The sequence below is a fragment of the Tsukamurella ocularis genome (assembly GCF_024807615.1).
Lineage (GTDB): Bacteria > Actinomycetota > Actinomycetes > Mycobacteriales > Mycobacteriaceae > Tsukamurella > Tsukamurella ocularis.
Genome location: NZ_JANUCJ010000003.1, coordinates 818,899 through 845,307, shown reverse-complemented (window position 1 = coordinate 845,307; position 26,409 = coordinate 818,899). Strand labels below are relative to the sequence as shown.

Annotated in this window: 16 protein-coding genes; 12 read left to right on the top strand and 4 right to left on the bottom strand. The window is 71.8% G+C overall.

What is annotated here, in order from left to right; translation table 11 throughout:
• The first annotated feature begins 71 nt into the window (after window positions 1-71).
• On the top strand, window positions 72-7,502 hold the full coding sequence (locus tag HNP44_RS15580) for a non-ribosomal peptide synthetase (protein WP_259141927.1): 7,431 nt from the start codon (window positions 72-74) through the stop codon (window positions 7,500-7,502).
• A gap of 25 nt (window positions 7,503-7,527) precedes the next feature.
• On the opposite strand, the gene HNP44_RS15575 is transcribed toward HNP44_RS15580, so the two are convergent.
• Window positions 7,528-8,679 (bottom strand): FAD-dependent monooxygenase, encoded by a 1,152-nt coding sequence (locus HNP44_RS15575; protein WP_259141926.1) that lies wholly within the window; start codon window positions 8,677-8,679, stop codon window positions 7,528-7,530.
• 160 nt (window positions 8,680-8,839) lie between these two features.
• On the opposite strand from HNP44_RS15575, the gene HNP44_RS15570 reads away from it, so the two are divergent.
• Window positions 8,840-9,376, top strand: coding sequence for a MaoC family dehydratase N-terminal domain-containing protein (locus HNP44_RS15570; RefSeq protein ID WP_259141925.1), 537 nt, complete (start codon window positions 8,840-8,842; stop codon window positions 9,374-9,376).
• 1 nt (window position 9,377) lies between these two features.
• On the opposite strand, the gene eccA is transcribed toward HNP44_RS15570, so the two are convergent.
• Complete coding sequence (gene eccA, locus HNP44_RS15565) at window positions 9,378-11,048, bottom strand: type VII secretion AAA-ATPase EccA (protein WP_259141924.1); 1,671 nt, start codon at window positions 11,046-11,048, stop codon at window positions 9,378-9,380.
• A 100-nt stretch (window positions 11,049-11,148) separates the two neighbouring features.
• Window positions 11,149-11,631, bottom strand: coding sequence for a hypothetical protein (locus HNP44_RS15560; protein ID WP_259141923.1), 483 nt, complete (start codon window positions 11,629-11,631; stop codon window positions 11,149-11,151).
• Between the two features lie 106 nt (window positions 11,632-11,737).
• Here HNP44_RS15560 and HNP44_RS15555 point away from each other — a divergent pair, with 106 nt between their 5' ends.
• The 5 genes from HNP44_RS15555 to HNP44_RS15535 all read left to right on the top strand — a co-directional run bounded on the left by HNP44_RS15555 (window position 11,738) and on the right by HNP44_RS15535 (window position 19,667).
• On the top strand, window positions 11,738-12,517 hold the full coding sequence (locus HNP44_RS15555; RefSeq protein ID WP_259141922.1) for an ABC transporter ATP-binding protein: 780 nt from the start codon (window positions 11,738-11,740) through the stop codon (window positions 12,515-12,517).
• On the top strand, window positions 12,517-15,090 hold the full coding sequence (locus HNP44_RS15550; protein WP_259141921.1) for an ABC transporter permease: 2,574 nt from the start codon (window positions 12,517-12,519) through the stop codon (window positions 15,088-15,090). The genes HNP44_RS15555 and HNP44_RS15550 overlap by 1 nt, the downstream gene beginning before the upstream one ends.
• Before the next feature lie 155 nt (window positions 15,091-15,245).
• Window positions 15,246-16,286 (top strand): NAD(P)/FAD-dependent oxidoreductase, encoded by a 1,041-nt coding sequence (locus HNP44_RS15545; RefSeq protein ID WP_259141920.1) that lies wholly within the window; start codon window positions 15,246-15,248, stop codon window positions 16,284-16,286.
• Window positions 16,283-17,164 carry an RNA polymerase sigma-70 factor gene (locus HNP44_RS15540; protein WP_259141919.1) on the top strand — a complete coding sequence of 294 codons (882 nt, stop codon included), beginning with the start codon at window positions 16,283-16,285 and terminating at the stop codon, window positions 17,162-17,164. Before HNP44_RS15545 ends, HNP44_RS15540 begins: the two co-directional genes overlap by 4 nt.
• A 388-nt stretch (window positions 17,165-17,552) precedes the next feature.
• Window positions 17,553-19,667 (top strand): magnesium transporter MgtE N-terminal domain-containing protein, encoded by a 2,115-nt coding sequence (locus HNP44_RS15535; RefSeq protein WP_259141918.1) that lies wholly within the window; start codon window positions 17,553-17,555, stop codon window positions 19,665-19,667.
• Between the two features lie 71 nt (window positions 19,668-19,738).
• On the opposite strand, the gene HNP44_RS15530 is transcribed toward HNP44_RS15535, so the two are convergent.
• Window positions 19,739-20,503, bottom strand: a complete 765-nt coding sequence (locus tag HNP44_RS15530) for a class I SAM-dependent methyltransferase (RefSeq protein WP_259141917.1) — start codon at window positions 20,501-20,503, stop codon at window positions 19,739-19,741.
• A gap of 25 nt (window positions 20,504-20,528) precedes the next feature.
• Here HNP44_RS15530 and HNP44_RS15525 point away from each other — a divergent pair, with 25 nt between their 5' ends.
• From HNP44_RS15525 to HNP44_RS15505, 5 genes are all read left to right on the top strand, one after another.
• A complete protein-coding gene (locus HNP44_RS15525) occupies window positions 20,529-21,671 on the top strand; it encodes a glycosyltransferase family 4 protein (protein ID WP_259141916.1) in 1,143 nt (380 codons plus the stop codon).
• 542 nt (window positions 21,672-22,213) lie between these two features.
• Window positions 22,214-22,852, top strand: a complete 639-nt coding sequence (locus HNP44_RS15520; RefSeq protein ID WP_259141914.1) for a hypothetical protein — start codon at window positions 22,214-22,216, stop codon at window positions 22,850-22,852.
• Between the two features lie 4 nt (window positions 22,853-22,856).
• Window positions 22,857-24,536 (top strand): FAD-dependent oxidoreductase, encoded by a 1,680-nt coding sequence (locus tag HNP44_RS15515; protein WP_259141912.1) that lies wholly within the window; start codon window positions 22,857-22,859, stop codon window positions 24,534-24,536.
• Entirely contained in the window at window positions 24,533-26,014 is a 1,482-nt protein-coding gene (locus HNP44_RS15510) for an ATP-binding protein (protein WP_259141911.1), read from the top strand. The genes HNP44_RS15515 and HNP44_RS15510 overlap by 4 nt, the downstream gene beginning before the upstream one ends.
• Window positions 26,011-26,352 (top strand): UBP-type zinc finger domain-containing protein, encoded by a 342-nt coding sequence (locus HNP44_RS15505; protein ID WP_259141910.1) that lies wholly within the window; start codon window positions 26,011-26,013, stop codon window positions 26,350-26,352. The genes HNP44_RS15510 and HNP44_RS15505 overlap by 4 nt, the downstream gene beginning before the upstream one ends.
• Window positions 26,353-26,409: the final 57 nt, after the last annotated feature.

The following is a 26,409-nucleotide window of genomic DNA, read 5'->3' as shown; positions in this document are numbered from 1 at the left end:
TCCGGTCACTGTGTGCGCCGTCACTCCCCCTCGGTATAGTTGCAATCGCAACATCGCGAGGAGGCGTGTGGATGACTGTCAACGAGGCCGAAACCGACGTGTACCAGTTGACGCGCGCACAGCGCGGCGTCGTGATGTCCCGCGTCGTCCTGGGCCACGGCGGGCAGTGGACGATCAGCCAGCTGGTCCGCCTCGACGGCGACATCGATGAGGCGGTGCTCCACCGCGCTCTGACGGCGGTCGCGCTGACCGCCGAGCCCATGTTCGTGCGCATCGACGAGGCCTCCATGACGCAGGCGCCGTGCGCGCCGGGCGTACCGCGGATCGACGTCTTCGACGTGAGCGATCGCACCGAACCCGAGGCCGCGGCCCTGGAGGTCGCCGCGCAGCGCCTGCGGCAGCCCTTCGATTGGCCGCTGTTCCGGATCGCCACGGTCCGTACCGGCCGACGACGCCTGCACCTGCTGCTCGAGTGCGACCACTCCATTGCCGACGGGTACACCGCCGCCCGCGTCGGCACGGCCGTTGCTCGCGCCTATACCGAGCTTCTCGCGGGGCGCCCGGCACCGTCGGACCTGCTGCATCCGATCACCGCGCTCCTCGACGCGGAGGCGCGGTACCTCGCCTCCGACGAGTTCGCGCGTGACGACGAGTTCTGGCACGGACGCCTCGCAGGCTTCCCCGGGCTCCCCGTGGTTCCCGCGATCGGCGCCGGAGATGAGGGCGCGGCCGCGCGCGCCGTCGAACTGCCAGGCCAGATCGGCTCGCCCGAGTTGTGCGTGCCCGCGGATCTCGAACGGCGGCTCGGCGCTCTGGCCCGGGCGTCGGGGGTACGCAAGTCGACCGCGGTCGTGGTGCTCACGGCGTTGCTCGTCGCGCGGCTCACCGGCGAGACCCGGGTGTGTGTCGAGCTCGCGGTTCCCGGCCGTCTCGGTGGCCCGGACGCCGACACCGACGGCATGGCGTCCACCACTGTCCCGCTGGTCGTCGACGTCGCGCCGCACCGGAGCGTCCGCGACTGCCTCGTCGCCACGGACGCCGAGATCCAGGACTGCTTCCTGCATCAGCGCAGCCAGCCGATGGGGCTCTTCGCGGAGGCCAGCGGGGGCGTGGTGGTGAACTACCTGCACTTCCTGTCCGAAGGCTTTCCGGGCGCCTCCGCCACAATGCTGCCCGTCAACACCGGTCCGGTCCGGCACCTGGTGTTCACCGCGTACAAGTCGGGCGGGCGGCTCATGGGGCACGTCCGAGGCAACCCCGCCACCTTCGACGGGGCGTCCGTCGTCGCGCTGGGGGACCGGTGGATGCGGCTGTTCTCGTCGCTGGTCGGTGTCGGCCCGGACGGCTCGCTCGCGGACGTCGACGCCCTGCTGGGCGGCGAGGACGTCGTGCTGCGGGCGTGGGAGGGCTCGGCGGAGGAGGCGCTTCCCGCGGCGACGATCGGTGAGCTGTTCGCGCGGAGCGTGATCGCGGCGCCGCTCGCGCAGGCCGTCACCGACGGGGTGCGATCGGTGACCTACGCCGAGCTCGACCGCGCGGCGAACCGGTGGGCGCGGCTGCTCGTGGAGGAGGGCGTCGGTCCGGAATCCGTGGTTGCAGTGATGCTCCCCCGCACCGCCGACGCGATCGCGGTGCTGCTCGGGGTGATCAAGGCCGGCGGGGCGTACCTGGCCGTCGACGCGTCGTACCCCGACGAGCGGATCGGGTTCATGCTGGCCGACGCGGGCGCGGCAGTGGCGGTCACCGTCGCCGCGTTGCGGGATCGGATGCGCGCGCCCGCGGTGCTCGTCGCCGACGATCCAGTGATTCTCGAGCGGAGCGCCAGGCTGCCGGATGGGCCGCTCCCGGGGCCCGCCGCCGCGCCGGACAACCTCGCCTACCTCATCTACACGTCGGGATCCACCGGCACTCCGAAGGGCGTGAGCGTCACCCATCGCGGCGCGCGGAACCTGCTCGACGCCTTCGTGGATGCCATGGATTTCGGCGTCGGAGCCCGGTTGCTCGGCAACGCGTCCGTGAGCTTCGACGGGGCCTTCTGGGAGTTTCTCTGCGCGCTCGGCTCGGCCAGCACACTCGTGCTGACCGACGCGGTGCGCGTCGGCGACGATCTGGGTGACTTCGTGGAGGCGCACCGAGTCAGCCACGCGGCGCTGACCCCGTCGGTGCTGGCGACGGTGCCGCCCGGCCGGATGGCGTGCCTGCGGGCTCTCGCCGTCGCCGCGGAGCCGTGCTGGCCGGAGCTGGTTCTTCAGTGGGCGCCGGGCCGGACGATGGTGAACACGTACGGGCCGAGTGAGGTGACGGTGGCGGCGACCGTCGGCCTGACCGAGCCGCTCGTCAACGGCGCGGTCCCCGCCGGGCGGCCCCTGCCCGGGGTCCGGATGTCGGTGCTCGATTCCGGCCTGCGGCCGGTCGCGCCCGGCGTCGTGGGTGAGCTGTACGTCGCGGGTGCCGGTCTCGCGCGCGGCTACGTGGGCCGCGCCGGGATGACGGCGTCGCGGTTCGTCGCCGACCCGTTCGGTGCCCCGGGCGCACGCATGTACCGCACGGGAGACCTGGTCCGCTGGCTCGCAGACGGGCGGATCGAGTTCGTCGGCCGTGCCGATGACCAGGTGAAGGTGCGCGGCGTGCGGATCGAGCCGGGCGAGGTGGAGTCCGCACTCGGCGAGGTCCCCGGCGTCGTCCGCGCGGTCGCCGTGGTGCGCGACACGGGCGCAGGTCGACACCTGATCGGCTATGTTTCCGACGCGGTCCGGTCCGACCAGGTGTTGGCGGCCGTCTCCGACCGGCTACCGCCGCACATGGTGCCGACGGCGGTCGTCGTCATCGACGAGTTCCCGATCACCGCCAACGGCAAGGTCGATCGCCGGGCACTGCCGGAACCCCGGTTCACGTCCCGCGCGGCGTACCGAGCACCGGCCACCGTCGCAGAGCGTCTCCTCGCCGGGCTGTTCGAAGAGCTGCTGGGCGCCGAGCGGATCGGGGTGGACGACGGCTTCTTCGATCTCGGCGGGGATTCGCTACAGGCCACCCGGCTGGTCGGGATGGTGGGCCGGGCCCTGGGGCGGACGGTGTCGGTTCGCGATGTCTTCGAGGCGCCCACCCCGGCCGGCCTCGCCGCGCGGCTGAGCGGCGTCGGCCTCGATGCGCTGCCGATCGCGCCGCTGGGCGAGGTCGCGCTAGCCCCGGCCTCGGCTGCGCAGACGGGGCTGTTCCTGGAGTACCGGTTCAACGGTGCGTCACCGACCTACAACATCCCGACGGTGCTCGACTTCCCCGAAGTGCTTGAGAAGGAGGTGCTCGAGCGCGCCGTCGAGGACGTGCTGGACCGGCACCCGGTCCTCCGCACAGTCCTGCGGGCCGAGGGCGAGACGGTGCTGCAGGATCTCGCCGTGGTGCCCGCACTACTGCGGGCGGGTGCGCACCTCGTGGAGTCCCGCACCGTCGTCGCGGGCGAGCTGGACGAGGCCACCACGGCGGTCGTCCGGCACGCCTTCGACCTATCGAGCGAGGCGCCGCTCAAGGTCGCGCTCCTCGTCCCCGACGGAGCGCCGGGCAGCCGCCTGGTGCTCGTGCTGCATCATGCGGCGGGCGACGGTGCGTCGGTGGCGACCCTGGTCCGGGATCTTGCCACCGCGTACGCCGCCCGCCTCGCCGGTGAGGAGCCCGCGTTGCCGGAGCCGGCGCTGCGCTACACGGACTTCGCCGGGTGGCAGGCCGCGATGCTCGGTGAGCGCGACGATCCGGACAGCCTCCGGTCCCGGCGGGGCGCGTTCTGGCGGAACGCGCTCGACGGGGCGCCGCTCGAGACGGCTCTTCCCACCGACCGCCCCTATCCCACTGTCGCCGGTTCCGACGGCGACGCGGTGGACCTCGCCTGGCCCCCTGCGCTGGTGCGCTCGGCCCGCGCGGTCGCCCGCGACCATGGCGCCAGCCTGTTCATGGTCTGCGAGACGGCCCTGGCGGTCGTCCTTTCCGCGGTCGGTGCCGGTGACGAGGTGGTGATCGGCACTGCGGTCTCCGGACGCCCCGACGAGCGCCTCGACGGTGTGGTCGGGATGTTCGCGAACCTTCTGCCGCTCCGCACTCGCCTCGACCCGGCGCGCTCCTTTGCCGAGCAGCTCGCGCTCGTGCGTGACACCGCGCTGGACGCCTTCGCGCACCAGGAGCTGCCGTTCGCCGAGATCGTGGCGCTACGGCCCCGTGGTGGCGCGCACCGGCACCCGGTGTTCCAGGTGATGCTGGGCTGGAACAACATTCCCGAGCTCGCGGCGATCGAGGCGGACTCGGGCGCGGTCGTGCGCTCCGTCGCGACCATGTCCTCGCGCGCCGACCTGACCTTCAGCGTGATCGAGACCGCTGATGGAGGGATGCGCGGCTCCGTCGAGTTCCGCACCGACGTCTTCGATCGCGTCACCGTGGCGGCCCTGGCGGAGCGCTGGCGCACCGTCGTCGAGGCGGTCGCCGCCGACCCCGACGTACCGCTCGCCAGGCTGAGCGTCCTCGTCGGCGACGAGGCGGCGCGGCTGGCGGTGTGGTCCGGCCGGCCCGACCCCATGCTCGCCCGGGCGAGCGTGCCTGAGATCTTCGCGCGGTGCGTCCGGGACACTCCGAGCGCGGTCGCCGTGCGCGACGGCGACATCGCCCTCACGTACGCGCAGCTCGATGCCGCCTCGGACCGCTGGGCGCGGCTGCTGGCGGAGCGCGAGGTCGCTCGCGAGAGCGTCGTGGCTGTCGCTCTGCCGCGGTCGGCGGAGACGGTCGCGGTGCTCCTCGGCGTCCTCAAGGCTGGTGGGGCCTACCTGGCGATCGATCCGTCGTACCCCGCCGAGCGGATCGCATTCATGCTGGCCGATGCAGGCGCAGTGGTTGCGGTGACCGTCGCCGAACATCGGGCGCTGTTCGGCGCCGTGCCGGTCGTGACACCTGCCGGGGCAGCGGCCAGGCTCGCCGTGCTGCCGGTCGGCCCGCCGGGCCGGGGGGCGGATCCGGCCCCCGGGGACCTCGCGTACGTCGTCTACACCTCGGGGTCGACGGGCGTCCCGAAGGGCGTGGCGACCACCCACGCCGGCATCGCCGACCTGGTCCGCGATCCCCGCTTCGCCGCGGGACACGAACGAGTGCTGGTGCACTCGCCGATGGTCTTCGACGCATCCACCTACGAGTTGTGGGTGCCGCTGCTGGGCGGCGGCACCGCGGTCCTCGCACCCGGCGGCCGGCTTGACGCCAGTGTGCTCCGCGCGACGGTGCGTGCACACGAGGTCACGGCCGCCTGGCTCACGGCGGGTCTGTTCGCCCAGATCGTCGCCCAGGACCCGCATGCGTTCACCGGCCTGCGCGAAGTCTGGACCGGCGGTGACGTCGTGCCGGGCACGGCAGTGGCCGAGCTTGCCGCAGCCGCTCCAGGGCTGCGCATCGTCGACGGCTACGGGCCGACGGAGACCACCACTTTCGCGACCAGTGCGGCGCTGGACGGGGCTGGAACGGCAAGTTCGGTCCCGATCGGAACCCCGCTGGCAGGGGTCGGTGTCCGGGTGCTCGACGGCGCCCTTCGTCCAGTCCCACCCGGGGTGATCGGGGAGCTCTACACCTGCGGTGCAGGGCTGGCCCGCGGCTACCTCGGCCGGCCGGCGATGACCGCCTCGCGGTTCGTCGCCGATCCCGACGGTGCTCCAGGCACACGCATGTACCGGACCGGCGACCTGGTGCGCTGGCGCGCCGACGGGCAGCTCGAGTTTGTGGGCCGCGCCGACGGCCAGGTCAAGATCCGGGGCTTCCGGATAGAGCTCGGCGAGGTGGAGGCGGCGCTGGCCGCTGTGCCCGGCGTTGGCAGGGGAGTCGCGGTGGCGCGACCGGGCGCCGCGGGGACGCGACTGATCGGCTATGTCACGGGACCGGTGGAGCCCGGCGCGGTGCGGGAGGCGGTAGCCGATCGGTTGCCCGCGCATCTCGTGCCCGCCGCGATCGTGGTGGTCGACGAGTTCGCGATCACGGTCAACGGCAAGGTCGATCGCGCGGCGTTGCCAGAGCCGGCCTTCGCGTCCCGCGCCGACTACCGCGCCCCGGAGTCGGACGCGGAGCGACGGATCGTCACGCTGTTCGAGCAGGTCCTGCAGGTCGATCAGGTCGGTCTCGACGATTCCTTCTTCGACCTCGGTGGTGACTCGCTGTCGTTGATGCGGCTCGTCGACCGGCTGGACACGGCATTCGGGACGCATCTGCCGGTGGCGGGCGTCTACGCGGGGCCCACGCCGTCGGCCGTGCTGGCTGCGCTGGCGGTACCGCCCGGTGACCGGGCCCCGTCGCGGGCGCCGGTCGAGGACATCCGGTTCACGCCAGGACCGCTCGCGCCGCGCGTTCCCCGGCCCGGTGGTGGTCGCCGCGTGCTGCTCACGGGTGCGACCGGCCTGCTCGGCGGGTTCCTGCTCCGCGAGCTGCTGCTCGCCGACCCGGGCGCGGAGGTCTGGTGCCTCGTCCGGGCCGCGGATGCGGCGGCGGGTGCGCACCGGATCGCCGAGGGGATGCGCCGCTACGGTTCGTGGCTGCCGGAGCTCGCGGACCGGATCGTGGCGGTGCCGGGCGATCTCTCCGCGCCCGCGATCGGGCTGGATTCCGAGCTCCTCGACGCGCTGGGCGACACCGTCGACGCGGTGGTCCACTGCGGCGCCAGGGTCAACCACGTCGAGCCCTACGCGCAGCTGCGCGCCGCGAACGTCGACGCCACGCGGACCCTCCTCGAGCTGGCCTCGCGGCGGGCGGGCGTCGACGTGCACTTCGTGTCCACGCTCGGCGTCGCCGAAGACATGGAGCGTGGGACGGTGCTCGCCGCCGACGAGGTGGTCGACTTCGCCGCGCTCGCCGATTCCGGCTACGTGCAGTCGAAGTGGGTCGCGGAGCGGATCGTCGAGCTGGCGCGGGACGCCGGTGTCGCGGCCACGATCCATCGTCCGGGGCTGCTCACCGGCGACCTGGTGACCGGCGCCGCCAACGTGGAGGACGGGTTCTGGAACACCGTCCGGTCGATGGCGGTGGTGGGCGCCGTGCCGTCGGAGTTGGTGGACCGGCGCGTCGCGATGAGCCCGGTCGACTGCGCGGCGCGGCGCATCGTGGGCGCCGCTCGGCGGGGCGGGCCGGCCGACGGTGGCCGCACCGTCACAGTGGCGTCCGACGACGGCCCGACGTGGGGTCGCATCGCCATGGCCTTGCGGCGTCGCGGCCTGACGGTGGAGGAGACCTCGGCCGAGGAGTACCTGCGACGACAGACCGACCTGTTCCGCGCCGGTGGCGGCGAGCTGGGCCGGGCGGTGGTCCTGCAACGCGCGCTTCTGGACCGGGCCCGGGTCGGGAGGGGGCCCGCGGTGGCACCACCGCGGCCGGTCGCGGCGTCCGAGTCCGAGCCCGATGGTGTGTGGCCGCACATCGGCGACGCCGAACTCGACCTCTACCTCGGTCATCTCGCAGACGTCGGCTTCCTCCCCGCCGGGCGACCGGTCGGCGTGTGATTCTGGCGCGAGCCACCGCGTTTCGTCAGTCGGGCGGCGACCAGCGCTGCGCGCTGCGGAAGGCCCGGTCCATCACGGCGTTCGGAGCGGCGCGCATCGCGAGGTCGCGTCCGCGCGCGAACAGCGGTGTGGGCCACTGCAGTGCGGCGCCCAGAAGGTGCGCCTGCCGTGCGATGGACTGCGTGCGCGGCCGGCGGGCCTTGTCGTAGGCGGCGAGCTTGGTCGGGATATCGCGTGGATCGTGGTCCCGCGCGATCGGCCGGAGCAGCGAGACCAGCACGGCCGCGTCCTCCAGTGCCAGGTTCGCGCCCTGCCCCAGGGTGGGCGGCATGGCGTGCGCGGCGTCGCCGACCAGCGCCGCCGGGCCCCGCGAGTAGGTGCGTAACGGGTGCGCCAGTCGCTCGATGGGCTGGTAGCCGATGCGCTCCGGTGCAGTCGCGGCTAGGAGCGACGGGATCGGGTCGTGCCATTCCCGGTAGCGCTCCAGGAGCTCACCCGGCTCGGGCTGGTCGTCGTCGGCGGCGGGCCGCACCGCGAACCAGTAGACGCGGCCGTCGGACAGCGGGACGTAGCCGAACCTCTCGCCCCGGCCGAAGGTCTCCCCGCTGTCGGTCAGCGTGACAGGGCCGTCGGTGATGCCCCGCCAGGCGCCGTAGCCGCAGTACGCCGCGCCGGGGTCGCCGGCGTGGCTGCCGCGCACGCGGCTGCGGATGCCGTCGGCGCCGATCAGGACGTGCCAGTCCTCGAGCAGGCCGCTCGGACCCAGGTCCAGGGTCCCGCGGCTGAGGCCCTCCACCCGGATGCCCGGCCGGACGGTGTCCGGGGCCAGGTCCTGGAGCAGAGCGCGGTGCAGGTCGGTGCGGTCCACCACGCGCAACTCGGCGAGGGTGGAGGCCGCGAAGACGCTGAGCCTGGTGCCGTCCGCGCGCCGGGTGCCGTACGGAACGGACGGCGGACCGTCTGCCACGACCGCCCGTACCCGCTCCTCCAGGCCGAGCGAGCGGAGCGCGGCGAAGCCGTTGGCGAACAACGAGAGTCCGGAGCCACGGGGCAGGAAGCGGGCCGCCTGTTCCAGGACGATCACCTCGGCACCGGCGCGCTGCAGGCCGGAGGCCACCGCCAGCCCGCCGATCCCGGCGCCGACGACGGCGACGCGCAGCGAGTTGGTCCTCCACATACCCTCGACGCTAGTGCGGAAGCGGCGCGGTGTCACCGAGGGGGCGCCGAGTGACAGGTCGTGTTGTCACGGGGCTGTGCTGGGTTTGGGATCCCACCCGACCTGTGGTTATGCTTGCACGTCCCTCCGGATCTCCACACGAGGGCAGAGCCTTCGAGGAGTGACTGTGGTCGTCGCCGACGAATGGGAACTGTGGTTCCCCGATGCCTATGAGATCGGTGCCGAGACGGTGCGGTCCTTCGCCCGTGCGACCCGCAGCTGGGACGTCCCCTACGCGGTCAGCCGCCGCCTACCGGCGGACGTGGCAGTCCCGCCGACGATGCTCGGCGCGCCCATGCTGCAGGCCGCGTCCGCGGTCGTCGGCAAGGCGATCCCGGGGTGCAACCTGTCGGCGATCATGCACGCCGGCCAGACCTTCAGGTACTTGCGCCCGCTGCACGTCGGCGACGTGCTCAGCCTCGGGGTCCGGCTGACCTCGCACACGGTCAAGGCGGAGACCGACCTGATCGTGGTCGAGTGCATGGCGTACGCGGGCGAGGAACCCTCGCTCGATGCGGAGATCTTCATCGTGCACAGCCAGCGCGAGACCGGGATCGACCTCGAGGCCGCCGACCGCCTCGCGGACGAGGTGATGATGACCGGCACCGGGCCGTCGAACAGCGACGCCTACGCCGCCAACGTCGCCGGGTCCCGCTAGATCAGACCGCGGCGCCGAGCACCCCGTCGAGCGCCCGCGCCATGTCCGCCGCCTCGATCCGCATGAGCACGGCCTCGTCGACCCCGGCTAGGTCGAGGTCCGAATCGGCGAGCCGCAGTTCCCGCTCCTCCTCCGCCGCCTCGATGACGTTCCGCACGAACCGCCCGTTGCCCAGGCGATCCAGCCGCTCGGCGACGCCGGCGCAGCAGACCTCGAGGACCTCCGCGGCTTCGCCGGTGAGCAGAGCGTCGCGCGAGCGGGCCATCGCGGAGCCGATCTCGGCGAGCTCGGCCGGGCTGTACCCGGGGAACCGAATACGCCGCGCGAACCGCGAGGCGAGGCCCTCGTTCGAGCCGAGGAACCGGTCGATCTCGGCGTCGTAGCCCGCCACGATCACCACCAGCCGGTCGCGGTCGTTCTCCATCCGCGCCAGCAGCGTGTCGATCGCCTCCTGTCCGAAGGCGTCGCCGCCCGTCAGCCCTTCTTGAACCAGCGTGTAGGCCTCGTCGATGAACAGAACGCCGTCCAGTGCGGAGTCGATCACGGCGGAGGTCTTCTGGGCGGTGGCGCCGAGGTACTGCCCGACGAGGTCGCGGCGCGAGCACTCCACCACAGTGTCGGTCGCCAGCAGCCCGAGCCCGCGGTACATCCGTGCGACGATCCGCGCCACCGTCGTCTTGCCCGTTCCGGGCGGGCCGGTGAAGGCGAGGTGCAGGGAACGGCTCCCGCTCGACAGCCCGCGGTCGGCGCGCACCCGCGCCAACTGCATCGTCGTTCGCAGGCGCGTGACCTGCTCCTTCACCTCCCGCAGTCCCACCTGCCGCTCGAGCTCGTCGGCGGCTGCGGCCAGCAGATCGTCGCCCGCCCCGGGCGTCTCCGGGGCCGGGCCGGGCGAATCGGGTGCGTCGAGCACCAGGCGATGGCTCGGGTCGCGCAGCGCCGCCTCCGCCGGTGGGTACGACGGTGCCGCCCGCTCCAGCAGCTCACGGGCGCGCTCCTCCTCGCCCTGCTCGCGAAGGACGAGGGCGTGGCAGTAGCGGGCCGCGGCGGCCGCACCGGGCACCGGCCCCTCGGCCGCGACGGTCAGCAGGCGGGCGGCCTCCGCGAACCGGCCGAGCTGCGCCGCAGCGGAGCCGGCGACGGTGGCCGCTGCCGCGGAGAGCACGGCGTCGTCCCACTCCGCATGCCCGTCGAGCGCAGTCAGCGCATCCGGCCACCGTCGGGACCGGGCGGCGACGACGGCGCGCTGGTAGCGCGCGATCGGGCACGACGGTGCTGCGTCCAGGACGCGCTCGGCCTCCTCGGGCGCACCGTCGGCGAGCAGACGCGCGGCGTAGGCGACGCGCGCGGTGGCGGCGTCGCGCAGCGGGTAGTCGACATAGAGGCCGGTGGCGAAGGTGCCGGTCAGCACGCCAGGGGCGAGCCCCACGCGACGGGTGTCAGCGCCGATCGCGTCGGCGTTCCGGTGCAACGCGGCGAGCACCTCGGCGGTGTTCTCGCCGGCGGCGGCGCGGCCCAGCCAGGCGTCGGCCATGCCGGGATCGGCGACGGTGGCGGCCTCGAACGCGCGTCGCGCGAGCGCGGCGTCGCGCGGCACCGCCTCGAACTCGCCGATACCGATCCCCAGCGACGCGATACCCGCCTGGAACGCGCGGAGCGCAGATGTGCCCATGTGGTCCCCCCAGACCCCGATGTTGCGATCACAGTAGCGGCGCGCGGCGCGCGGCGGGCGCATTCGGCGAACGCGCGGGGGGCGGAGGACAGCGTCGCCCTCAGCGGGCGAGGAGGGCGATCTCGCGGATCTCGGCGAGGTCCGGGCCGTACTCCGGAGACGACCAGAACCGCAGCCGCCAGTGATCGTCGCCCTCACCGGCGTGCCGCGCTGCCGCCTCGACCTCGTAGAAGCCGCGGGCCATGGGGAATTCCAGCACTCGACCCGGGCCGTCCGCGGTGGGGGAGAACCATTCGACCGTGCCGGACGTATCCACGCACAGCTGGGTGTGCAGCACGGTGTCCCACTCGCCGTCCGACGGGGGCACGGCGTCCCAGTGCTCGAGCTCGACGGGCATCGCGGCCTGCGCCCGCGACGGGGATGCGAAGCCGGCGGTGGCGCGGTTGGTCGCGGCGCCGTGCACGGTCACGGCGGCGAGCAGGTCGTCGGGCACTCGGTGCCCGAAGCAGCTGCCGAAGAACTTCCCGTCGCGCAGGTCGAGCACGCCCGAGAGCTGCGTGAGGATCCGAGGTTCGAGGCGCATCGGTCCATCATGACGGATGCCTGCGGGCCGCACTCCGCGGTGTCCGGTTCAGTGTGGGGGATCGCCCCGATGTCGCAGGTGACGAGATTCTGGCATTCTCGGTGACATGTCACAGACTCCGTTCGCGCCGGCGACGCTGCCCACGCCCGAGACGGTGGCCGCGCGGGCCGTCGGCGTCACCAAGGTCTACGGCGAGGGCGACAACGTCGTGCACGCCCTCGCGGGCGTCTCGGTCGACTTCCGGGCCGGCGAGTTCACCGCCATCATGGGGCCGTCCGGCTCGGGCAAGTCGACGCTCATGCACTGCCTCGCGGGCCTCGACGCGGCGTCCGGAGGCTCGGTGCAGGTGGGAGGCACGGAGCTGACCTCGCTGAACGACAAGCAGATCACGCAGCTGCGGCGCGACCGGATCGGCTTCGTTTTCCAGAGCTTCAACCTGGTGCCCACCCTCACGGCCATCGAGAACATCACGCTGCCGCTGGACATCGCGGGGCGCAAGCCCGACCAGCAGTGGCTGGACGCGGTGATCGACCGCCTCGGGCTGCGGGACCGGCTGGGCCACCGCCCCACTGAGCTGTCCGGCGGCCAGCAGCAGCGCGTCGCCTGTGCCCGCGCGCTCGTGGGGCGGCCCGAGATCATCTTCGGCGACGAGCCCACGGGCAACCTGGATTCGCGCTCCGGAGCCGAGGTGCTGTCCATCCTGCGCGCTGCGGTGGACGACTACCGGCAGACCGTCGTGATCGTCACCCACGACCCGCGCGCCGCGTCCTACGCCGACCGCGTGGTCTTCCTCGCCGACGGCCGCATCGTCGATGAGATGCGTAGGCCCACCGCGGAACGGGTGCTGGAGAAGATGATCCACCTCGACGAGCTCGTCGCCCGCTGATGGCCAACCCGATGCGCCGGGTGGCGCTGCGGAACCTCTTGGCACACAAGGGGCGCCTTGTCCTGACGGTGCTCTCGGTGCTGCTCGGCACGTCGTTCATCGCCGGCTCGATGGTGTTCACCGGCACGCTGTCGAAGGCCTTCGATGGGATCTCCGACAAGATCGCCGTCGGTGTCGACGCCCGGATATCGCCCGAGAACGCTCAGGGACAGGGCGGATTCGGCCCGTCGGGCCCGGGCGTGCCGCTGTCCGTCGTGGACCAGGTGAAGACGGTGCCGGGTGTGCGCGTCGTGGTCCCCGCGGTCACCGGCACCATCGCCCTGCGCGACGGCAACGGCGATGTGGTCTCGCCCACCGGCGCCCCCCAGGTCGGCGGCGCCTACCTTCCGCCCGGCGAGAACCTCGACCCCGACGGCCTCAAGATCACCTCCGGCCGGGCACCGGCGGCCCCGAACGAGATGGTGCTCAACGAGTCCGCCTCCGAACGGCTGAAGCTACCGGTGGGGTCGAAGACCACCATCGTCGCGCCGCACTCGCCCGGCCCGACCGACGTCACGATCGTCGGGCTGTACACCATCTCCACCGATTCCGGCGGCTACCTCGGCGCGCTGTTCGCGAAGGACGAGGCGCAGAAGCTCTTCGGCGACGGCGCGACCGCCCCGTACATCGAGGTGGGCGCCGCCCAGGGCACATCGCCCGAGCAGCTGCGCGACGCGCTCGCCGAGCGCCTGCCCGACCTGAACGTGCAGACCGGCGCGCAGGTGCGGCAGGAGTTCGAGGACACGATCAACCAGGGCCTGAGCTTCCTGAACTACTTCCTCGTCGCGTTCGGCCTCATCGGGCTCCTCGTCGGCGTCTTCATCATCTACAACACCTTCTCGATGCTCGTGGCGCAGCGGCTGTCCGAGCTCGCGCTGCTCCGCGCCATCGGCGCCGGTCGTGACCAGGTCCGTAACTCGGTGGTGCTGGAGGCGCTCGTCGTGGGCGTGGTCGGCAGCGCTCTGGGGCTCGCCGTCGGCATCGGCCTCGCGGTGCTGCTGCGCGCCGGGGTCACCGCCGCGGGCGCGGGCTTCCCCGACGGCGGGCTCGCCGTGAGCCCGTCGGTGGTGATCACGGTGATGGTGGTCGGCACCGTCGTCACGGTGATCTCCGCGCTGATCCCGGCGGTGCGCGCGTCCCGGGTGCCGCCCGTCGCCGCGATGCGCGCGCAGGACGGCGGCTCGCCGCAGTCGCTGCTCGTGCGCGGCGCCGTCGGCGCCGCGCTGCTGCTGTGCTCGCTGGCGCTGCTGTTCGTGGCCACGACCGAGGTCGGCTCGACGGCAGCGATCGAGGTCGGCGTCGCCGGCTTCGGCCTGATCCTCGCCATCGTGATCGGCGGTCCCGCCCTCGTCGGGCCGCTGCTGGGCGGCGTCGGCAAGGTGATCGCCGCCCCCTTCGGCCCGGCGGGCCGGCTCGGCCGCACCAATGTGATGCGGAACCCGCAGCGCACCACCGCCACCGCCTTCGCGCTGGTGATCGGCGTGGCGCTGGTCGGCGTGATCGGTACGCTCGGCGCGTCGATGCAGAAGTCGATCGACGCCCAGGTGGACAAGGGCATCCGCTCCGACCTGATGCTGCAGGCCCCCTCGCTCGGTATGCCGCCCGCCGCGCTCACCGCCATCAAGGACGTGCCCGGCGTGGGCGCGAAGACCATCCTCTACGGCGTCCCCGTGCGACTCGGGGGCGACCGGCTCAGCGCGCTCGGGGTCGAGGGTGACATCACCACCGCCTTCAATCTCACCCGGACCTCCGGCGAACTGGCGCTCAAGCCGGGTGGACTGCTCGTGGACGACCGCACCGCGCGCGAGCGCGGCTGGGACGTGGGCTCGATCGTCGAGCCGATGTCGGCCGTCGGCGCGGCGAAGGCGAAGCTCACGGTGACCGGGATCTACTCCGGCACCGGCGGTTCCCTCTCCGGCCCCGTGATCACGGCGGCCGACATGAATACCCTCTACCCGCCTGCGAGCGGCGCGTCGACGCCGCTCGTCACGCCGCAGTCGGTGTTCGTCGACGCAGCGGAGGGCACCTCGGTGAGCGACCTCAAGGAGCGCCTGCGGGAGGCCGTGAAGCCGTTGCTGGTGGTCAATGTCGACGACCAGGACGATCTCAAGGAGCAGGCGGGGCAGGCGATCACGGCGCTCATGGGCGTGCTGTACGGGCTGCTCGGACTTGCGGTGGTGATCGCGATCCTCGGCATCGTCAACACCCTCGCGCTGTCGGTGGTGGAGCGGCGCCGCGAGATCGGCATGCTCCGCGCGATCGGCCTCATCCGGTCGCAGGTGCGCCGCTCGATCTACCTGGAGTCCATGCTCATCGCCGTCTTCGGCGCCGCGCTCGGCCTGGTGCTCGGTGTGCTGCTGGGGGTCTCGCTCGTGCACGCGCTGCGCGACGAGGGGCTCGGCTCCGTGGTGGTGCCGTGGTCCACCGTGATCGTGATGCTGGTGGCGTCCGCGTTCGTCGGCGTCGGCGCGGCCATCCTGCCCGCCATCCGTGCCGCGCGTACGCCTCCGCTGGCCGCCATCGCGGAGGGCTGAGTCCGCGCGGCTTCCGAAAGTCGGGTTTTCCGGGGCTCCATGACGGATTCCGGGCGCCGTGCTCCGGAGAACTCGACTTTCGAAACGCGTGTCACAGATCGCGCGCGGCTGGTGTCCCATGTGCGGAAGACTCGAATACGCATGAGGAGGCAATCATGAAGGTCGTCGTGATCGGCGCGGGCTATGCAGGCACCATCGCTGCGAACCGGCTGGTGAAGAAGGCGGACGTGGACGTGACCGTCGTCAACCCGCGGCCCGGGTTCGTCGAGCGGGTGCGGTTGCACGAGCACATCGCGGGCAGCGGCTCCGCTGTCACGCCGCTCACCGAGATGCTGGACCCGCGGATCCGGCTGGTGGTGGGCACCGTCGACAAGATCGGTGACGGCACGGTGCTGCTCGCGGACGGGACGTCGCTGCCCTTCGACCGCGCGATCTACGCCGCGGGCGGGGCGCCGACAGCACCGTCGGGCACCCACGTGGTGGGCACGCTGGAGACGGCGGAGGAGGCGCGCCGCGCGCTCGCCGCCTTGCCCGACGGTGCCGCCGTCACCGTCGTCGGCGGAGGCCTGACCGGCATCGAGACCGCGGCCGAGGTGGCCGAGACCCGTCCGGCCCTGCGGGTGCGGCTGCTCAGCGCGGGCGAGGTCGGGGCGTCGCTCGGGACCGGCGCCAGGGCCCGGGTGCGCCGCGAGCTGGACCGGCTCGGCGTGACCGTCGAGCGCGGGCGCTACGACGGTGCCGGTGCCGCCGACCTGGTGCTGTGGGCCGTCGCGACGCAGGTCAGCGACTTGGCCGCCCGCAGTGGCCTCGCGGTCGACGACGCCGGCCGCGTGGTCGTGGACGAGTATCTGCGGAGCGCCTCCGATCCGCGGATCGTCGCGGTAGGCGACGGCGCCGCCGTCCCCGGCGCGCGGCTGAGCTGCCAGACCGCGCTGCCCCAGGGCGCGCACGGCGCGGACAACCTCGCCCGGGAGCTGGCGGGACAGCACATGAAGGCCTACTCCATGGGGTACACCGGCCAGAACGTCTCGATCGGCCGCCGCAGCGCGGTCATCCAGGCGGCCCGGCGGGACGACACCCCCACCCGGATCCAGTTCGGCGGTCGCTCGGCGGCGCTGGTCAAGGAGCAGGTCTGTCGGATGGCCAAGGGCGCGGCGAAGACCGCGCGGTACGCCTGGCTGCCGGCCCCCCGATGAGCCAGGAGACAGCGGCCGGGGAGCTGTTCGCCGAGCACCGCCCGCTGCTGTTCTCCGTGGCGTACGAGATCCTGGGCAGCGTCGCGGACGCGGAGGATGTTCTGCAGGAGAGCTACCTGCGGTGGCGCGACGTGGATCTCGGCGTCGTCGAGAACCCGCGGGCGTACCTGGCGCGGATCGTGACCCGGCAGGCGCTCAATGCGCTGCGCGCCGCGTCGCGGCGGCGCGAGGAGTACGTGGGGCCGTGGTTGCCCGAGCCCCTCGAGGCGCCCTCGGGCGACGCTCCCGCCGAGCACGTCCTCACCGGCGAGGCCGTGACCACCGCGATGCTGCTGGTCCTCGAATCGCTGACCCCCACCGAGCGCGCGGTCTTCGTACTACGCGAGGTCTTCGACTTCGGCTACCCCGAGATCGCCGAGGCCGTCGGCAAGAGCGAGCCGACGGTGCGGCAGACCGCGCACCGCGCCCGCGGGCATGTGCGGGCGCGGCGGCCGCGGGAGGTCGTCGACCCCGCCCTGGCGCAGGGCGTCGCCGAACGGTTCGTTCTCGCGGCGGCGACCGGGGACGTGCAGGCGCTCATGGACGTGCTCGCGCCCGACGTCGTGTACCTCGGTGACGGCGGCGGGGTGGTGTCCGCCGCGCGGCGGCCCGTGCAGGGCGCGGACCGCGTGGCCCGGTTCGTTGCGGGGCTGTTCCGCAAGAGCGCGACGATGGGTGAGCTCGGGCTGCGGTTCGCGGTCTACAACGGCATGCCGGCGATGGTCGTGACGTTCGACGGGGTGGTCGATCAGGTCACCTGCATCGAGGTCGGCGGCGGTGAGGTCACGGGCGTGTATACCGTGCGGAATCCGGACAAGTTGCATCGAGTCATCGGATGACTGGCTTTCGTGGCGCTGACCGGTGCATCTTCATGCGTCAGGTATGGAACGGTTCATTAACTTCGCGGTCAGGCAGTATTCTACGCGTGCGCCGGGCACCAGAAGGCCGGGCCGCCTGCTTCGCGAGTGCACATTCTCGACTGACGCCCCAATCCCTGTAATGCGGCGCGACCTGCAGGTTCCATCATGAGTGTGAGCGTGGTCACAAAAGGGATACGATTGCATTTCGAAAAGGAAATGCTACTGCTGAGTAGGGATTCATGTGATTAATCTTCGCGGTGACTGAGCACACTCACAGATCTATTTGTGACAACACACACGCTCATTCATCCGATCGCCGCCACCCGCAGGGCGTGCTGATCCTCACGTGAAGACACAGGAGAGACCCATGCGCGCTGCCACCCTGCCCACGAACGCCGACCTGGGCGGACGTACCACGTTCAGCTGGAGCCGGACGGGGGTGATCACTCAGGCAATGGCCGCGACCGTCCTTGCCGGCTCGCTGACACTCACGGCGCTGCCGTCATCGAGCTTCTCGCTTCCGTCGCCCGCGCAGGTGCTGGCGGTGCCCGCCGCCGCAGCTCCCCTCCGCATCGAGGTCAACACCGTGGGTCTGATCGATCTGCTCCCCGACTCCGTTCTGGTGAGCGAGCTGTCGAACGCGGACCCCGCGCGCATCGCCCGGATCATGGCGCAGATCGAGCCGAGCAAGGTCGCCGCGATCATGGGCAACATGCCGGCCGACAAGACCGCCAAGATCCTCGAGGCGATGCCGCCCGAGAAGGTCGTCGCGATCATGAACGCGATGGACGAGGCGAAGCTGACCGCCATCGTCAACGGGCTGCCGCAGAACAAGCTCAACACCATCGTCGCCGGCCTGTCGCAGGACAAGCTCAATGCAGTGGTCAAGGCCATCCCGGAGGCCAAGCTCATCGAGGTCGTCAAGAGCCTCGATGACAAGACTCTCGGCAAGATCGTGGGCGCACTGCCGACGGATCGCCTCGTGACCATCGTCTCCGGCCTCGACCAGCAGAAGCTCAAAGACCTGGTCGGCGGAATCCCCACCGACGTCCTTGGCCCCGTGGTGGGGAGCCTGCCGAACGACAAGCTCGCCGCCCTCGTCGGGCAGATCCCGGTGGACAAGCTGGGTGCTGTCGTCGCGACGCTGCCGCCCGCGACCATCGCCAAGCTGGTCGAGAGCCTGCCGGGCTCCGTGCTCACCGAGGTGATCGGCACCGTCGACCCTGCGAAGATCGGTCCCGCGGTCGCCGCGCTGCCCGCCGACAAGCTCGCCGCGCTGGTCGGCTACATCCCCACGGACAAGCTCGCCGAAGTGGTCTCGACCTTCGACCAGAAGAAGCTTGGCGATCTCGTCGGGCTGATCCCGGTGGACAAGCTCGGTCCGGTGGTCGCGGGCCTGCCCGCCGACAAGCTCACGGCGCTGGTCAAGCAGATCCCGACCGAGAAGCTCATCACCGTGGTCTCCGGTCTCGACGACAAGACCCTCGCCGATCTGGTGAACGGCATCCCCGTCGAGAAGCTCGGCCCCATCGTCGCAGGTCTGCCCACTGAGAAGCTCATTGCGCTGGTCGGCTCCATCCCCACTGACAAGCTCAAGGCGATCGTGGGCGGTCTGCCCGACGACAAGCTGCTCGGCATCATGGACGGCCAGCTCATCGGCCGGGTCGTCTCGCTGGTCGTCGCGAGCCTCGGCACCCCGGGCGGGATCGCCAAGCTCCCGGACCTGCTTACCGGCATCGTCGGCGGCGTGGTCTCAGGCGCCGCGCAACTCGTCCCCAATCTGATCGCGAACATCCCCCTGGTGGGCCCGATCATCGCCGGCCCGATCTCCTTCGTGACGAACAACATCGTGGCTCCCGCGATCAACCTCGGCCTCAGCCTGCTGCAGCCGGTGTTCTCGTTGATCTCCACCGTCATCTCGCTGCCGGTCTCGCTCGCCACCTCGATCATCGGGGGCGGCGGCCTGACGAACCTCTTCGGCGAGGTGACGAAGGGGCTCTCCGCGCTGGCCGGGACCGATGGCGCGAAGTCGCTCGACGCGGCCGCGAAGGCGCTCACTGACGACGCGAAGCCGCAGGCCGCGTCCCTACTCTCGACCTCGGCCGGAGCGACGACCGAGAACCCCGCGGATGGGGCAGCGGCTGCCGCGGCCGCCGAGAAGGCGAAGGACGCCGAGACCGGCTACGTCGGCAAGCACCGCGCCGACGAGACGAAGGTCGTCGACTCGACGCCCGCCGAGTCGAAGACGGCCGACCCGACGAAGGTTGCCGACCCGACGAAGGTGGCCGAGCCGGCCACTGCCGTGGAGCCGACGGAGCAGGTCGAGGCGCCCGCGAGCGCGGAGCCGACCACGGCGACGGAGCCCACCGGCACGGAAGCGACCGGGACCGCCACCCAGGAGTCCACCGAGGCGTCGGCCGAGCAGCCCGCCGCGGCGGGCGCCGCTGACGACGCTCCGACGGTCACTGCCGACGCCGCCTGATCCGCCCCGCTCTCCGGCCCCCTCCGCGATCCCGCGGCGGGGGCCGGAGCAGTGTTCGGCACAGTCCGCCGTCAGTGCTTGCGGAAGACCAGGACCAGGTTGGAGACGAGGAACTCCCGCACGCCCGGAACGCGGATCAGCCACCACGCCCACGACGGGTGGTAGCGGGGAAACGCGGCGACGAGGTCGGCGTTGTCGACGGTGGCGGCCCAGCGCAGCCCGTCCGCCGCGCCCACCTTGAACAGCGACGTCCCGTAGAGGTTCTTCGGCGGATGCCCGTGCTTGCGGGTGTACATCCGGGCGGCGCGTTCGCCGCCGAGGTAGTGCGTCTGCCCCATTTCGTGGCCGCCGAACGGGCCGTACCAGAGCGTGTAGCTCAGGATCACCGTGCCGCCGGGCCGGGTGACGCGCAGCATCTCCTCGCCCATGGTGCGCCAGTCGCGTACGTGCTCGGCGACGTTGGACGAGAGGCAGACGTCAATGGCACCGTCTGCGATGGGGAGCGCGAGGCCCGAGCCGCGTAGTCCCCGCGAGGAGGTGATGCCGGCGGCGTGCGCCTCCGAAGGATCGGGCTCGACGGGGATGTAGACGGCGCCGTGCTCGGCGAAGGCGTCCTCGAAGTAGCCGGGCCCGCCGCCCACGTCGAGGACGAGGGCGCCGTCGAGGTCTCCGGACAGGTCGCCGGTCAGCTCGACGGTGTCGCGCGCGAGCGAGCCGTAGAACCGGGCCGGCTCGGACTGCTCGAACCGGAAGTCCGACAGCAGCCCCACCGACCGTCGTAGCGTGGCGCGGCGGCGGAGGCGTTCGGTGGCCTTCTTCCAGGTCGCGGGGTACACGCAGACGGACGGTACCCTAGGAACCGTGCGTGAAGTCCTCCTGCTGTGTTGGCGTGACACCCGCCACCCGCAGGGCGGCGGCAGCGAGCTGTACCTGGAGCGCGTGGGCGAGGAGCTGGCCGCCCGCGGGATCCGGGTCACGCTGCGGACCGCGATGTACCCCGGAGCGGCGCGATCCGAGACGGTGTGCGGCGTGCGCATCTCGCGCGGCGGCGGCCGCTTCACCGTGTATCCGCTGGCGTTGCTGGCGATCGTGGCTGCGCGGTTCGGGCGCGGCCCGCTGCGCGGCATCCGTCCCGACGCGGTGATCGACACGCAGAACGGCATCCCCTTCTTCGCGCGGCTCGTCGCGGGCGTGCCCGTGACCGTTCTCGTGCACCACTGCCACCGCGAGCAGTGGCCCGTCGCGGGGCGGCTCGTGGCGCGGATCGGCTGGTTCATCGAGTCGCGGCTCTCGCCGTGGCTGCACCGGCGCTCGCAGTACCTCACCGTCTCCCTGCCGTCGGCCGAGGAGCTGGCGTTGCTCGGCGTCGGCCCGGAGCGGGTGGCTGTGGTGCGCAACGGGATCGACCCCGTGGCACCCGGGATCGCGGACGTGCGGTCCGCGTCGCCGCGGATGGTCGTGCTCTCGCGGCTCGTGCCGCACAAGCAGATCGAGGACGCCCTCGACGTGCTCGCTCGGCTGCGGCGCCGCGTCCCCGACCTGCACCTCGACGTCATCGGCAGCGGCTGGTGGGATGCCGAGTTGTACGCGCACGCCGCGAAGCTCGGCGTCCTCGATCGGGTGACCTTCCACGGCCACGTCACCGAACCGCGCAAGCACCGACTGCTCTCGCGGGCGTGGGTGCACGTCATGCCGTCGCGCAAGGAGGGCTGGGGCATCACGGTGATCGAGGCGGCCCAGCACGCCGTCCCCACCGTCGGGTACGTCTCGTCGCGCGGGCTCACGGATTCCGTGGTCGACGGCGCGACCGGCCTGCTGGTCCGCGACCTCGCCGGTCTCACCGAGGCTGTCTACACGCTGCTCGACGACACGCTGCTGCGGGACGAGCTCGGTGCGAAGGCGCAGGAGCGCGCGAGCGAGTTCTCCTGGCCCGCCACCGCCGACGGCGTCTCCCGCGTGCTGACCGCGTCCGTCGCGGGGGAGCGCGTGGGCGGGTTGGTCTGATCACGACGCGGTGCCGGGCGCGGTCGGCGTCGGCGCCGCCGGGCCCGGCGGGACGCGGTGCGGTGGATTCTTGTCGCTGAGCGGGCACTATTGACCGCACGGTCCCCGGCGGAGGTGTGGCACGGCGAGGGGATCGAGTCGGCAGGGCGACCTGTGTGAGATCGTGCCCGCTGAGCGACCACGATCCCGCACACGTCGTCGACCGCGGCGGGCATGCCCTTGTATCGAGGCTCGCGGGACGATCTTCGATGGGACTCTGCGGCGGAGCGTCGGCGTGTCGTCGTCGACTCGGACCGAAGCTCGACGAGGCGCCGACCAGTATCCGTTACCGTGAACACATGATGAGACAGCGTGAGGTGACACCGCGGATGGCATGGCTCGTCATCGGCCTCGGCGCGTTCGTTCTGGTGGCGTCGCTGTGTCGCGCGACTGGTCGACGTGGCCCGACCTCCGCACGATCCTCGGTGCGGTGATGGCGGTCTTCGGAGCGGGCGAGATCGCTGTGGGCGTTTACGCTCTCCGCCGGGCGCGGAGGAGTGGCGATGTCCAAGCGAGCTGAGACGGAGACTCGGACCGTCCCGGTCGCGGTGCTCAAGGCGTTCGCCGGTGCTCTCCTGATCTTGTGGCTCACCCTCGGCGCAGTCTTCATGCTCGTCGACTGGCCGGTCGGCGGCCCCGCGAGCCAGCGTGTCGCGTACGGGCTCATGTTCGTGGCGAACCTCGTGCTCGTTACGACGGCGGCTCAGCTCTGGCGGACCGCGATCGGGATGGAGCCGCAGACGAGTGCGAGCGACGCCCACTACATGCTGGGCGGCATCGCGCTGGTGATTCCCGTGATGGCCCTCATGTGGATGGACTACGGCGACTGGGCGCCTTGGCGTATTGCGGCGGTCGTGGTGCTCTTCGCGGCGATGATCGTTCTGGCCGTCCTCAACTTCCGTGATCGCCGTAGGCGCAAGGGCGAGGTCATGGCACCGATCGCGGCGATGACGGTGCGCACCGCCCGAGGCGACAGAGAGGTCCGCATCGCGCAACCGGAGGGCCTGCACAACCGGTGGATGACCCACTGGTCGATCGGAACGCCGCAGGGCGTCGTCCACCGCGTCTCCTACGGCCCCGACCCGATGCGTTCGCTCACAGCTGCACTCGCTGACGCGGAGGCCGCGACCGCCGTAATCTGAAAGAGTGGCTGAATCCGAGAAGCGGCGCCCCGCGATCCTGACCGTCGATGACGATCCGAGTGTGTCCCGCGCGGTAGCGCGGGACCTGCGGCGCAAGTACGGCGACGAGTACCGGATCGTGCGCGCGGAGAGCGGCCAGCAGGCCCTCGAGGCGCTCAAGGAGCTCAAGCTCCGCGGCGACCTGGTGGCAGCGATCCTGGCCGACTACCGCATGCCGGGCATGACGGGGCTCGAGTTCCTCGAGGCGGCGATGGACGTCTATCCGGGTGCGCGCCGGCTCCTGCTCACCGCGTACGCCGACACGGGCGCTGCGATCGAGGCGATCAATGTGGTCGACCTCGACCACTACCTCCTCAAGCCCTGGGACCCGCCGGAGGAGAAGCTCTATCCCGTCATCGACGCCCAGCTGGAGGCTTGGCTGTGCAGTGACCACCGGCCCGTGCCGGAGACGAAGGTCGTCGGTCACCGCTGGTCGGCGCGATCCTCCGAGGTGCGGGAGTTCTTGGCCCGCAATCAGATCCCGTACCGGTGGTACACCGCCGAGTCGCCCGAGGGGCAGCGGCTGCTCGCCGCCGCGGGCAATGACGGGCAGCAGCTCCCGCTCGTCGCCGCGGTGGACGGGACCGCGCTGAGCGCACCGTCGGACACCGAGCTCGCGGCGCACGTGGGCCTGAACACCACGCCGGCGGAGGAGTTCTACGACCTGGTGGTCGTCGGCGCCGGACCGGCCGGCCTCGGCGCCGCGGTGTACGGCGCCTCCGAGGGGTTGAGGACGGTGCTCGTCGAGCGGTCCGCGACCGGTGGCCAGGCGGGGCAGAGCTCGCGCATCGAGAACTACCTCGGCTTTCCCGACGGGGTCTCCGGCACGCAGCTGACCGACCGGGCGCGGCGGCAGGCCACCAAGTTCGGCGCCGAGATGATCACGGCCGCGGACGTCGTCGCCCTCGAGGTGACCGGCGCCGGGCGGCGCGTGCGATTCTCCGACGGCACCGTCGTGGGCGCGCACACCGTCATCCTCGCGACGGGCGTCGCCTACCGGCAGCTGGACGCCCCGGGCATGGGGCGGCTGACCGGTGCGGGCATCTTCTACGGCTCGGCGATGACCGAGGCGCCGGCCTGCGCGGGGCAGAACGTCTACATCGTGGGCGGCGCGAACTCCGCCGGTCAGGCGGCGGCGTACCTGTCGAAGGGCGCTCGCTCGGTGACGCTGCTGGTGCGCGGCCCGTCGCTGGAGGCGTCGATGTCGTACTACCTCATCCAGCAGCTGAACGCGATCGAGAACGTGCACGTCAGGCCCCACACCCAGGTGATCGAGGCGCACGGCGACGACCACCTCACGCAGCTCACGCTGCGCGACACCCAGTCCGGCGAGACGGAGCAGGTCCCGGCCGACTTCCTGTTCGTCTTCATCGGCGCGGAGCCGCGCACGGACTGGCTCGACGGTGTCGTCGAGCGCGACGGGCGGGGCTTCTTGCTGACCGGCCCGGACCTCACGCCCGACGGTGCCGCGCCGCCGGGATGGGAACTGGACCGTCCGCCGTTCCATTTGGAGTCGAACGTGCCCGGCATCTTCGTCGCCGGCGACGTCCGATCCGAATCGGCGAAGCGCGTCGCCTCCGCGGTGGGCGAGGGCGCGATGGCCGTCATGTTCGTCCACCGCTATTTGGAAGGAGTCGACTCGTGAGCACTCATGACCCGTGCTTCGTCGACGAACTGCGCACCCTGTTCCTGTTCGAGAAGCTCAGCGACGAGCAGCTGGAGTGGCTGTGCGAACGGGGCCACGTGGAGACCGTCCCCGCCGGCCCCGTGTACTCCACCGGCGATCCGGCGGACTGGCTGTACATCCTGCTGGGGGGCACGATCGCGCTGTCGCAGAAGGTGGGCGACGCGGAGGTCGAGACCGGTCGCTCGGATCACCGCGGGGCGTACTCCGGCGCGTGGTCGGCGTTCCTCGGCAAGGGCGGACCTGCCCAGACGCTGTACAACTCGTCGATGCGCGCGGTCACCGAGGCGCAGTTCTTCATGTTGCCCGCCGCCGATTTCAACGAGGCGATGCACGAGTGGTTCCCGATGGCAGTGCACCTGCTGGAGGGCGTCTTCTACGGTGGCCAGCGGAGCCGCCAGATGATCGAGCAGCGGGAGCGGCTGCTGGCGCTGGGGTCGCTGTCCGCCGGCCTCACCCACGAGCTGAATAATCCCGCCGGAGCCGCCACCCGCGCGGCAGCGGAGCTGCGGACCCGCGTCGGCGGTATGCGGCACAAGCTCGCGGGCATCGCCAGTGGCAAGCTCGACCGGGCGCGCCTCGTCGACCTCGTGAAGTTCCAGGAGGAGGCGGTCGAGGCGGTGGCGGGCGCCCCCGACCTCGGCCCGCTGGAGGCCTCCGACCGGGAGGACGAGCTCATGGACTGGCTCGACGACCACGACATCAGCGACGGCCATGTGCTGGCGCCGGTCTTCGTGGCGGCGGGCCTGCAGACGGACTTCCTCGACCGGGTGGCGGGCTCGCTCGACGACGTCCAGACCCTGTCGGGCGCGCTGCGCTGGCTGTATTACACGGTCGAGACCGAGCTGCTCATGAACGAGATCACCGACTCCACCAACCGGATCTCCACGCTGCTGCAGGCGGCCAAGCAGTACTCACAGATGGACCGCGCGCCGTTCCAGGTGCTCGACGTCCGCGAGCTGCTCGACAGCACTGTCGTCATGCTCAGCCGCAAGCTGGGCGAGGGGGACGTCACGGTGGTCCGGGAGTACGACCCTGACCTGCCCGACATCCAGGGTTACGGCGCCGAGCTGAACCAGGTGTGGACCAACCTCATCGACAACGCCGTCCAGGCCATGGACGGGAACGGGACCCTGACGCTGCGGGCGCATCGCAAGGACGAGTCGGTGGTCGTCGAGGTGGCCGATACCGGCAGCGGGATCCCCGCCGACGTGGTGCCCCGCATCTTCGAGCCCTTCTTCACGACCAAGGACGTCGGCCAGGGAACCGGTCTGGGGCTGGACATCTCGTGGCGCATCGTCGTGAACAAGCACCAGGGAGACCTGTCGGTGCGGTCCGTTCCGGGGAACACGGTGTTCATCGTGGAGCTGCCTATCGACGGACCACAGCGGGACGAGGTCGCCGATCCCGGCGACCCGGGAGAAGGGATTCAACCGTGAGCGATCCGATCGATCCCGCCGTGCCGCCCAGCGGCGCAGGCTGCGTGGAGTGCGACGCCGCCGGCGGCTGGTGGGTGCACCTGCGCCGCTGCGCGAAGTGCGGCCACATCGGCTGCTGCGACTCGTCGCCGTCGCAGCACGCGAGCGCCCACGCCCGCGAGAGCGGCCACCCCATCGTGCAGAGCTTCGAGCCCGGCGAGGCCTGGTTCTGGGACTACGTCGCGGAGGACTACTACGACGGTCCACGCCTCGCCGACCCGCAGAACCGCCCCGTCGACCAGGCCGTGCCCGGCCCCGCGGGCCGCGTGCCCGCCGACTGGAGGAACCACGTGCACTGAGCCCGAGTTCTCGTCGCCGCGATAGATGCGAGGATGGCAATAGCCGTATCCGGACCA

What these genes read in the sequence shown, in the direction of transcription:
- HNP44_RS15545 (WP_259141920.1), top strand. Translation starts at nt 15,246, where the DNA reads ATGAAGGTCGTCGTGATCGGCGCGGGCTATGCAGGCACCATCGCTGCG.
- HNP44_RS15520 (WP_259141914.1), top strand. Translation starts at nt 22,214, where the DNA reads ATGTCCAAGCGAGCTGAGACGGAGACTCGGACCGTCCCGGTCGCGGTG.
- HNP44_RS15575 (WP_259141926.1), bottom strand. Translation starts at nt 8,679, where the DNA reads ATGTGGAGGACCAACTCGCTGCGCGTCGCCGTCGTCGGCGCCGGGATC.
- HNP44_RS15555 (WP_259141922.1), top strand. Translation starts at nt 11,738, where the DNA reads ATGTCACAGACTCCGTTCGCGCCGGCGACGCTGCCCACGCCCGAGACG.
- eccA (WP_259141924.1), bottom strand. Translation starts at nt 11,048, where the DNA reads ATGGGCACATCTGCGCTCCGCGCGTTCCAGGCGGGTATCGCGTCGCTG.
- HNP44_RS15535 (WP_259141918.1), top strand. Translation starts at nt 17,553, where the DNA reads ATGCGCGCTGCCACCCTGCCCACGAACGCCGACCTGGGCGGACGTACC.
- HNP44_RS15580 (WP_259141927.1), top strand. Translation starts at nt 72, where the DNA reads ATGACTGTCAACGAGGCCGAAACCGACGTGTACCAGTTGACGCGCGCA.
- HNP44_RS15550 (WP_259141921.1), top strand. Translation starts at nt 12,517, where the DNA reads ATGGCCAACCCGATGCGCCGGGTGGCGCTGCGGAACCTCTTGGCACAC.
- HNP44_RS15560 (WP_259141923.1), bottom strand. Translation starts at nt 11,631, where the DNA reads ATGCGCCTCGAACCTCGGATCCTCACGCAGCTCTCGGGCGTGCTCGAC.
- HNP44_RS15540 (WP_259141919.1), top strand. Translation starts at nt 16,283, where the DNA reads ATGAGCCAGGAGACAGCGGCCGGGGAGCTGTTCGCCGAGCACCGCCCG.